Here is a 5,754-nt window from a genome sequence, read left to right on the forward strand (position 1 = left end):
GACCACGCCGGCGCCATCGGGGATCACCAGCGTCGCCGCCTCGATCGCCGCCCCCAGCTGCGGATCCGCCAGGGCCGCCATCGTCATCTCGGCGTTGAGGGTGACGATCTGGCCGCCGCCCCGCGGCAGCAGCGCCAGGGCCGCCTCAAACACATCCGGGCACACATCCACCGGCACGTCCAGCACCCGGGTGCGGCGGGGATCGGTCGCCTTCGCTGCCATGGGCCGGGTTCGCTGCGCGAGAGAATCTATGGCTCAACCCTGAAACCCACCTGCGGGGATTCAGAGGCGGCACCCGCTGAGGGCCCAGCATGACGATCTCCAGCGCCTCCTCCGACCGGCTCCTGATGCCGGAGCCCCTGCCGCCGGACGCGGACGGCGAGGAGACCAGCCTCGAGGCTCAGGCCTTTCTCGAAGAACTGGATCAGCAGATCGAACAGGTGGTGCTGCGGCGGCAGCATCCGATCACCGGATTGCTGCCGGCCAGCACCGCCAACACGGTGCACGGCAACTACGGCGATGCCTGGGTGCGCGATTGCGTTTATTCGATCCAATGCGTCTGGGGACTGGCCCTGGCCCACCAGCGCCTGCACGGCAGCACCCGCCGCGGCCACGAACTCCAGCAGCGGGTGCTGCAGCTGATGCGCGGCCTGCTGAACGTGATGCTGCGGCAAGCGGCAAAAGTGGAGCGCTTCAAGACCAGCCTCGACCGGCTTGACGCCATCCACGCCAAGTTCGATACCAACAGCGGTGAGCCGGTGGTGCCGGACGACGGCTGGGGCCATCTGCAGCTCGACGCCACCGCCCTGTTCCTGCTGCAACTGGCCCAGCTGACCCGCTCCGGCCTGGTGATCGTGCAGACCAGCCACGAGCGCGACTTCATCCAGAACCTGGTGTATTACGTGGCGCGGGCCTACCGCGTGGCCGACTACGGCATCTGGGAGCGGGGTGACAAGGGCAATCACGGCCTGCCGGAACGGAACGCCAGCTCGATCGGCCTGGTCAAGGCGGCCCTCGAAGCCCTGGAGGATCTCGATCTGTACGGCCCCCACGGCGACGGCAGCTGCTGCCTCACCATTCCCCACGATGCGATCGTGCGCCTGCGCCAGGCGCTGCTCAACCTGCTGCCGCGCGAATCCGCCAGCAAGGAGGCCGACAGCGCCTGCCTGTCGGTGATCGGCTACCCCGCCTGGGCGGTGGAGGATCCAGACCTGGTGGAACGGACCCGCCACCGCATCCGCCGCGATCTGGGCGGCGCCTACGGCTACAAGCGCTTCCGCCGCGACGGCCATCAGACGGTGGTGGAAGACGTGACCCGCCTGCACTACGAACGGGAGGAGCTAGCCCAGTTCGAACACATCGAATCCGAGTGGCCCCTATTCCTCGCCTACGAGCTGGTCACGGCCTGCTGCGAAGGCCGCTGGGAAGAGGCCCGCAGCTGGCGTGAGCGCCTGCGGGCCGTGAGCGTGGAGGTGGACGGGGTGCTGCTGCTGCCGGAGCTGTACCTGGTGCCGGAGCAGGCGATCGAGGCCGAACGGGCCATTCCCGGCAGCCAGGAACGCGAACCGAACGAGAATGTGCCCCTGCTCTGGACCCAGAGCCTCACCTGGCTGGGAGACCTGCTGCTGCACGGGCTGATCACCCCCGCCGACCTCGACCCCAGCGGCCGCCGTCAGCCGCAGCAGCTCGGAGCCGATCGGGTGCTGGTCAGCCTGGTACCGGCCGACGCCACGATTGCGACCGCGCTCGAGCAGGCGGGCCTGCCGATCACCCGCAGCAACGAGAGCGTGCAGGTGGGCAGCTCCCGGGAGCTGGGCCGCCAGCTGGCGGCGGTGGGTGCCAACCCGCAGCTGGGGCTGAGCGGCCATCCACCGGTGCGGATCGAGACCATGGCCACGGCCCGGCTCTACCGGCAGGCCGGCGCGCTGCACGCCTACCTTCCGGCCGTGCTGGAGGAGGGCACCTTCTACCTGGCCGACGATCCCGAGCAGCTGGCCGATGCGGTGTGCAGCGAGCTGCGGCTGCTGCAGCGCAACTGGCGCAGCCAGCGGTTGCCGCTGCTGCTGGTACCCGTCGCCGCTGGCCCCTTCCATCGCGACCCGGAGGCCTTCCTGCGGCTGGGACGCGCCCTCCAGTCCGGTGAGATCGAGGGGGTTCCGGTGCAGCTGGCTCCCCTGGAGACCGTGCTGGACCAGCTCAACCTGGTGGAGCTCCCCGCCGATCTCCCCGCCCCCCTGGCACCGGCGCCCCCGAGCCAGCTGCCGCTGCGGGCCAGCACCAGCCAGAAGCCGCTCACCGCCCAGCAGGAGCAGGAGCTGGAACTGCAGCAGACGCCGATCTCCAGCCTGGCGGAGCGTCTCTGGGCCAGCACCTCCCTGGAGGAGCAGAGTGAGGTGCTGGAGCAGCTGGTACGGCGGCTCGGCAATCACGCGGTGCTGCAGGGGCCTGGCCGCGGCGCCCCCCTGCGGTTGCCCCTGCTGGTGGATGAGGTGTACCGACGGGCCCTGGCCGAGGGCAACTGGAATGTGGTGCGCCGATGCGCCGGCGTGATGGGGCTGGTGCACCCCCAGCTCGAAGATGCCCTCACCGACCTGCTGGTGCGGCAGAAGCAACTGGTGGTGGGGCGCAACTACACCCACGACTCCCTGATCACCGAACCAGCCAGCAGCCTGGTGATCGGCGAGCGGATCCGCCGCTACAGCGGCGACGACGGCCGCGAATGGATGCTGCAGCAGGAACTGCTGCTCGCCCTCGACGGGCTGGCACGGCTGGAGCCGACCCTGCTGAGCGGCAGCCTCACCCTGCAGCTGGGCCAGCTGCTGCTGCTGCTCACCGGCGAGCTGGCCACGGAACACGAGCTCAGCCAGAGCGATGCCTTCGAGGCACTCTGCAGCCTGCCGCCCCACGGACTGCGTCGCCGCCTGCGGGACCTGCTGGCCGATGTGGAGCACGCCCGCGCCTCCCTGCAACGCAAGGAACACCTGCATGTTCGGGGCCGGGTGCGCTGGGAAGTGCCCGATCCGCTCGAGGAGCTGCCCAAGGGCGGAAGCTGGTTGCAGCACCGCCAGCGGATGGGCACCCTGCAGCGGGTGCCGCGCGATTTCTATGCCGGCATCTGGGATCTGCTGCACCACTGCGACGGCCTGGTGATCGGCGACAAGCTGGAGCGCCGCAACCGGCTGGAAAGCGCCCCGCTGCTGAGTGAAAAGACCCCCGGCGAACGCAACTTCGCCACCCTGGTCGAACACCTGCTCAGCAAGATCGAGGCCTCCGAGTACCGGCGCCTCTGCATCGAGACCCTGATCACCCTGATGGCCTTTGTGGGGGCCAACCCCCAGGTTCACTTCGACGACGACCTCGCCCTCGACGTGGTGATCGGCCACGCGGTGCGCGTCGGCTGGCAGCAGAACCATCCCGATGTGCCGGCCACGGACTACGGCCTGCACAAGGCTGATGCCTGGGATCGCTTCTACAACGCCTCGCCGGCCGCCTGCCGGCGCTGGCAACTGCAGGCCCTGCGGGAGCTCACCGAAGCGGAGCAGCCGGCTGAAGCCAGACAGCCGGCCTGAGGATCAGATCGGTGCATCCAGCGCCATGCAGAGGTTGGGCTGCTCAACGCACTGCTCGATCAGGTCGGCGAGCTGCAGGGCACGGGAAGCCTGAAGGCCATCGACTGCTGGGATTTCCACGCCTCGCACGCATTGGAGAAAGTGCTCGAGTTCGGCGTAGAGCGGTTCAATCGAGGTGGTGCTCACCTCCTCGATGAAGCCATCGTTCCGATACACCAGCTCGCCGTGGTCGGCGCTCACCGAGCCGTGGGACCGGCGATAGATGCGCAGGTTGTGGTTGAGGAAGTCGGTCTCCATCAGGCTGCAGCGGCAGTGAGCGCTGAGGCTGCGGATCTTGCGATGGGCCATCTTGCTGGCGGTGAGGCTGGCCACCACGCCATTGGCGAAGCCGAGGGTGGCGTTGACGTAGTCGATCGGGCCATCGGCGCTGCGCCCCCCGGCAGCCGCCAGACGCACCACGGGAGCCCCGGCCAGTTCCAGCACCAGGTCGATGTCGTGGATCATCAGATCCAGCACCACCGACACATCATTGGCCCGATCGGCGTTGGGACTGTGGCGGCGGGCCTCCAGCACCACCACCTCCTCGTCGGCCACCACCTTGAGCAATTCGCGGAAGGCGGGGTTGAAGCGCTCGATGTGCCCCACCTGCAGCAGGCGGGTCGTGGCGGAGGCTGCCTGGATCAGCTCAGCCGCCTCCTCCTGGCTGGCGGCGATCGGCTTCTCGATCAGCACGTGCAGCCCCGCCTCCAGGCAGGTGAGACCGACCCGGTGGTGCAACAGGGTGGGAACGGCGATGCAGACCGCTTCGACGTGCTCGATCATGTCGGCGTAATCCGCGAACCAGCGGCAGCCGAACTGCTCCACGGCGAGCTGTCCGCGGGCCTCATCGGGATCGGCCACCCCCACCAGCTCGGCGTCGCGCAGCAGGCTGAGCACGCGGGCGTGATGCCAGCCCATGTTGCCGATGCCGATCACACCAACCTTGACGGGCTTCATGTCGGCAGGCCTCACCACAGCGGGATCATCGCAGCGCGACCGGGCCCCCGGGCCCCGGGAGAGCAGACGGTGCGCGATCTGCAGGGATTCACGAGGATCTGACAGGCATCGAGTCCTCAGCCGGGGCGCTGGTTGATCCGCACCCGATCGATGCGCGGGCCATCCATGGTGACCACGGTGAACTGGTAGCCCTTCCAACCCAGACCTTCCCCGGGGGATGGAATGTGCTGGAGCCGCTCCAGCAGGAAGCCCGCCAGGGTGTGATGCCCCTCCGCCTCGGGCAGTCGCAGCCCCAGCTGGCGATTGAGCTCGAAGATCTCCAGGTCTCCCGCCACCGACCAGGAGTCGTCCTGGAGCTGCATCAGGTCGTTGGCATCGGCCTGGGATCCGTCCTCCTCTCCCACGATCTCGCCGGTGAGATCGGCCACGGTGACCAGCCCCTCGGTGCCGCCGTGCTCATCCACCACCACCAGCAGCGGATGGCCGCTGCGGATCAGCGGCAGCAAGTCAGCCAGGGAGGCACTTTCCTGGACCAGCTGCACGGGCACCACGAAGGGATCCAGCCGCGAATCGGGCTGCAGCAGCCCTCGGGCGATCGGTTCAGCGAGGCGCCGCAGATCGAGCATTCCATGGACGTCGTCGAGCGACTGGCCGATCACCGGGAAGCGGGCGTGGTGGGTGGCATGCACCGCGTCCATCATCTCGGCGAAGGTGACGCCCACCGGCAGGGTCTCCATGCCGGAGCGGGGCACCATCACCTCCCGCACCAGCGTGTCCCGCAGGGAGAACACACCCTCGAGGATGTTGCGCTCATCGGGCTGCAGACCGGTGACGCTGCCGCTCTCGATCAGGGTCTCGAGCTCCCCTGCCGACAGCACCGGCACCAGCTCATCCCAGTTGCGGGGCAGGCCGAACAGGCGCAGCAGCAGGCCTCCCAGGCGCTCGATCAGGAGCAGCAGCGGCCCCAGGGTGCGGTTCACCGATTCGAGCAACGGCGCCAGGCGCAGGGCGGAAAGCTCGGGCTGATGCAGCACCCAGGCCTTCGGCACCAGGCCGCCCAGAAGGGTGGCCAGCAGCACCAGCACCAGAAACACCAAGGCCAGAAGCCAGGGCCGCAGCTCCGGCGCGGCGGCGGCGAAGGGCCGCATCCCATCCACGAGATCGCGGCCGGTCCAGCCCAGGGCCACCA

3 protein-coding genes and 1 pseudogene are annotated in these 5,754 nt (G+C 68.9%); 1 reads left to right on the plus strand and 3 read right to left on the minus strand.

Annotation, left to right across the window (positions count from 1 at the left end; translation table 11 throughout):
• A pseudogene (locus tag VB716_RS12090) lies at window positions 1–222 on the minus strand (glycosyltransferase); the annotation flags it as partial.
• Between the two features lie 89 nt (window positions 223–311).
• Between VB716_RS12090 and VB716_RS12095 the strand changes: the two are divergent.
• Window positions 312–3,569, plus strand: coding sequence for a glycoside hydrolase family 15 protein (locus VB716_RS12095; RefSeq protein ID WP_323270608.1), 3,258 nt, complete (start codon window positions 312–314; stop codon window positions 3,567–3,569).
• A 3-nt stretch (window positions 3,570–3,572) separates the two neighbouring features.
• On the opposite strand, the gene VB716_RS12100 is transcribed toward VB716_RS12095, so the two are convergent.
• Together VB716_RS12100 and VB716_RS12105 are read right to left on the minus strand one after the other, a co-directional pair.
• A complete protein-coding gene (locus VB716_RS12100) occupies window positions 3,573–4,565 on the minus strand; it encodes a Gfo/Idh/MocA family protein (protein WP_197157363.1) in 993 nt (330 codons plus the stop codon).
• Between the two features lie 116 nt (window positions 4,566–4,681).
• Window positions 4,682–5,754, minus strand: a 1,073-nt coding sequence (locus VB716_RS12105) for a hemolysin family protein (RefSeq protein WP_323270610.1), incomplete at its 5' end; no start/stop codon positions are given.

It is taken from the genome of Synechococcus sp. CCY9201 (genome assembly GCF_034931105.1).
Lineage (GTDB): Bacteria > Cyanobacteriota > Cyanobacteriia > PCC-6307 > Cyanobiaceae > CBW1002.